The organism is Candidatus Culexarchaeum yellowstonense (assembly GCF_024707025.1).
Taxonomy (GTDB): domain Archaea; phylum Thermoproteota; class Methanomethylicia; order Culexarchaeales; family Culexarchaeaceae; genus Culexarchaeum.
This window is the reverse complement of record NZ_JANGFQ010000126.1, coordinates 1-3,622: the sequence shown is the minus strand read 5'-3', so window position 1 is coordinate 3,622 and position 3,622 is coordinate 1. Positions and strand designations below refer to the sequence as shown.

At 36.1% G+C, this 3,622-nt stretch carries 6 protein-coding genes; 1 reads left to right on the top strand and 5 read right to left on the bottom strand.

Annotated elements, in window-relative coordinates; genetic code table 11:
* Positions 1-195: 195 nt before the first annotated feature.
* The 4 genes from MRT15_RS09455 to MRT15_RS09445 form a co-directional block, all read right to left on the bottom strand.
* Positions 196-546: a nucleotidyltransferase domain-containing protein gene (locus MRT15_RS09455; protein WP_304329843.1), complete on the bottom strand. Its 351-nt coding sequence runs from the start codon at positions 544-546 to the stop codon at positions 196-198.
* A complete protein-coding gene (locus MRT15_RS12615; protein ID WP_369684969.1) occupies positions 527-643 on the bottom strand; it encodes a hypothetical protein in 117 nt (38 codons plus the stop codon). The genes MRT15_RS09455 and MRT15_RS12615 overlap by 20 nt, the downstream gene beginning before the upstream one ends.
* A gap of 32 nt (positions 644-675) precedes the next feature.
* Entirely contained in the window at positions 676-909 is a 234-nt protein-coding gene (locus MRT15_RS09450; protein WP_304329842.1) for a HEPN domain-containing protein, read from the bottom strand.
* 134 nt (positions 910-1,043) lie between these two features.
* Positions 1,044-1,964, bottom strand: a complete 921-nt coding sequence (locus tag MRT15_RS09445; protein ID WP_304329841.1) for a branched-chain amino acid transaminase — start codon at positions 1,962-1,964, stop codon at positions 1,044-1,046.
* Between the two features lie 221 nt (positions 1,965-2,185).
* Between MRT15_RS09445 and MRT15_RS09440 the strand changes: the two genes are divergently transcribed.
* Entirely contained in the window at positions 2,186-2,959 is a 774-nt protein-coding gene (locus tag MRT15_RS09440; protein ID WP_304329840.1) for a hypothetical protein, read from the top strand.
* Positions 2,960-3,076: 117 nt separating this feature from the next.
* Here MRT15_RS09440 and MRT15_RS09435 read toward each other — a convergent pair.
* Positions 3,077-3,622, bottom strand: a 546-nt coding sequence (locus tag MRT15_RS09435; protein ID WP_304329839.1) for an SPASM domain-containing protein, incomplete at its 5' end; no start/stop codon positions are given.

Below are 3,622 nucleotides of genomic sequence, written 5' to 3'. Positions count from 1 at the left end.
GCTGAGTGTGGTGTCCTACCATGAGCTACAGCATAATTATAGGTCCACTTAGCCAAATACATGATCACAAAGACAACCCATACCAACATTATTAATGTTATGGGTATATCTGAGATTATGTCGTTAATGGTCATCATTTAGGCTTCGTATGATTATTGAATTGTTGAAAATAAGAAGCTTTCCATTTAACAGTCTTCAGCATTGTTGATGCACTATTATACCCCACTTTATTGCTTCAATGTAGAATTCTCTTCCCATGTTAATTGCCTTTTCAAATTCATCTTTAGAGATAACAGTTATTTCTACATCAACATCTTTAACAGTTTTAAGCATGAATCTATCCTTAGATTTTACTTCATCTACTATAACTAGTATGTCTATATCACTTAACCCCCTCACGAATCTCCCTCTGGCAAGGGATCCTGTTAATATGATTTTCAATGGTTTAAATTCCCTTACAAGCTCATTAATCAATTCTTTCAAATCTTCAGCAAGATCTCTTACACCTTCACATTTCAGAATATCATTAAAATCTTTTCTTGACAAAATCTATCACGCTCCTTGCAATGTTTAAAGCTTCCTCCTTTGAATAATGTTTATGTGGTGGGAGGGCTGGCCATGCATTGGGATATCTTGTTGGTATGTAATATCTATCTAGTCTGCTTGCTTGATCCCTTAATTCTTGGGGAATTCAATTCTATTGCCTATTTCCCTCAAAAGTTCTGCGATGCTATGTGTATGCCTATATATGTTGAGCTCTTTGATCATTAGAGACTTTAAAGCCTTCTCCACTGCTTGATGGGAGAGAAAGCAAACTTTACTCCACTTCCCAACCTTAAATAATTCAGTGGCTGCTTCAAAATCGTCAATAGCTTCTTCAAACCAATCCCTATACCTTTCGTAACTCACTCACTCCACCATAAAATACAATGCCATTTTCATGCTAATAAACTTCCTTTTAAACTACTATTATAAGACTAGTTTTCATCGAATATCTGGATTATTAAGATAAAAATAATAAATGTTTTAGGAGTGAGTTTAGTTTACTTGACTTCTGTAATCCATCTCCCATACTTCTCTATTTTTCCTCTAACGATCTTTTGATATAGTTCCATGAGTTGTGATGTTACTTTACCTATTTGGCCATCCCCAATAATTCTATTGTCTACTTCCACTATTGGTGTTATTTCTGCAGCTGTTCCTGTGAAGAATGCTTCATCAGCAGTATAGAGCTCCTCCCTCTTAATTCTCCTCTCAACAACTTTCATTCCAAGAATTTCTGTGGCAATTTTCATTATTGTGTCCCTAGTTATCCCCTCCAATATTGCACCATATGTTGGCGGCGTTATCAGTACTCCATCTTTAACTATGAATATGTTTTCCCCTGATCCTTCAGCAACATAGCCTTCACTATCTAGTAGTATTGCTTCATCAAATCCACAGTTGTTTGCTTCTACAGCAGCTAGATGGTAGAGTAGGTACATGGCTGCAATCTTTGCATATACTGGGAGGGAGTCTGCTGGAGGCTTTCTCCAACTTGAAATTTTACACTTAACCCCCGTGGGCTTTAAGTATTTACCAAATTCAAAGGCTATTACTGCCACTTCAACTGGATTTTTAGCTCTAACCCCAATGCTTCCAGGACCTCTAAATGCCACTGGCCTTATGTATATGTCTGTTTTAAAGTTGTTTGCCTTAACGACCTCTATAACAGCGTTTATCAATGCATCTAAGGTATATGGTATTTCCAAATGGATTATCTTAGCAGACTTTAAGAATCTTTTCATGTGATCTTCAAGTCTAAATATCTTAATACAATCATTATCATAATATCCTCTTATACCCTCAAATACTCCAATTCCATAATGAATTCCTTGAGCTAATACATGAACCTTCGCATTCTCCCATTCCACAAGCTTTCCATTAAGCCAAACGTAATTTGCTTGTATAACTCCCTTACTCATAATCTTCAACCGTTCATCACTGATACCATCTAGCAATTAAAGTTTTCCATAGAATGAATGGTAACACTTACACTTCTAAAATCATGTGAATATAATCATACTGATGAAATAACAATCCCAAAGAAATTATGGAGATATGAAACTAGATGAAGTATAATTTACTTAAATAGCTAACATTTAAATAAGATTTTGAGTAGAATGATTTTGAAGTGAGTTGATATATGTCTGAAAAGCTTAAGAGGGAATTCATTGAACTACTTGAAAGGGATATTGAATTTCGTTATATCGTAGCAGGCTATATAGGGTTGTCCGAAATTCTTAAGAGACTTGACATACTGGAGAGAGGGCAGAATAAGCTTTGGGAGAATCAAAATAAACTTTGGGAAAACCAAAATAGACTTTGGGAGGAAATCAAATCATTAAGAGAAGGACAGAATAAACTATGGGAAGAAGTTAAGGCTTTAAGGGAAAGTCAAAACAAATTGTGGGAGAATCAAAATAAGCTTTGGGAAAGTCAGAATAGACTTTGGGAGGAAGTGAAATTCCTCAGAATAAATTATGATAGAATGAGGAAATACATGATTTCAGGGTTCAGAGACCTTAAAGCATCCATAGGAGTGGCATTCCAAGATCATGCAGCATCCTTCCTACAATTAATGCTTGAAGAAATGGGCTATCTTGACGCAAAAGTTGAAAGGAAAATCCTAGTATACAATGGTGAGGCAGTGGAGATAAACCTATTCTGCGAAAAACCCTTAATAGTGGGGGAAGCAACTGTAAGTGTAAGAAGCATTGAAGAAGCAAGGAGAGAGATTGAGAAACTTCTAATACGCACAAAAATAGTTGAAGAAAGGTATGGTAGAAAGCCGGAAATGGTAGTACTATCAGTTGCAAGGGTTGTAGAAGAAGCTTCAAAAACATTGAAAGAACTAGCAGAAAAGTATGGAATAAAACTAATACTTGGGAAAGAGATAGAGGAAGCGCTAACAATATAGTGATAAATCTTTATTTTATAACATTGTTTCGAAGGATTTTTCTAAACGAAATCAGCTATGATGTTATGGTTTACTGATATCTTTTTCAGATGATTAAAGGCTTTACATTCTGGGTAACTACAATGGGCAGTATGAGAACTTGTAGTGGTATGGGCAGTGAGCACAGTTTGGTATGTTACCCCAGCAGTCTACATGTGAGCTTAATGTGTAGCTACACCAATTTACAAGTTCGCAATCTATGCATGAGGGCATATAGTTGAAGTATAGTTTGAAGTACATGTTATAGTTCCTCTTCCATACATCAGCCAAGTTTTCATGAAGAGCATCTCCAATTATGAATTCATGAATCCTCCTTTTAACCCCCCTTATAATTGTTGACCATGTGTAAGCCATGTACATGCATGGCGTTATCTTCCCATCCACTCTAATGAAAAGTGCTTTGTTAAATGTGAAGGGGCAGTTTCTCGAAGTGTATGATGATGTGTTGGGAGCCCATAGTCTAATGGGCATATTTATTGCCATTACAGATGCCTTTTCAAGATACTCCTTAAATTTCCCTATACATTCAGGGTCGTCAAGACAACTTATACCTTCAACTCCACCAGGGTAGTGTATGTAGAAGCTTAAGTAGACTTCAGTAATATTGGCTTCAACAGCATAGTC

Excerpts from the sequence above, each read along its gene's own strand:
- MRT15_RS09445 (WP_304329841.1), bottom strand. The coding sequence starts at position 1,964 with ATGAGTAAGGGAGTTATACAAGCAAATTACGTTTGGCTTAATGGAAAG.
- MRT15_RS09440 (WP_304329840.1), top strand. The coding sequence starts at position 2,186 with ATGTCTGAAAAGCTTAAGAGGGAATTCATTGAACTACTTGAAAGGGAT.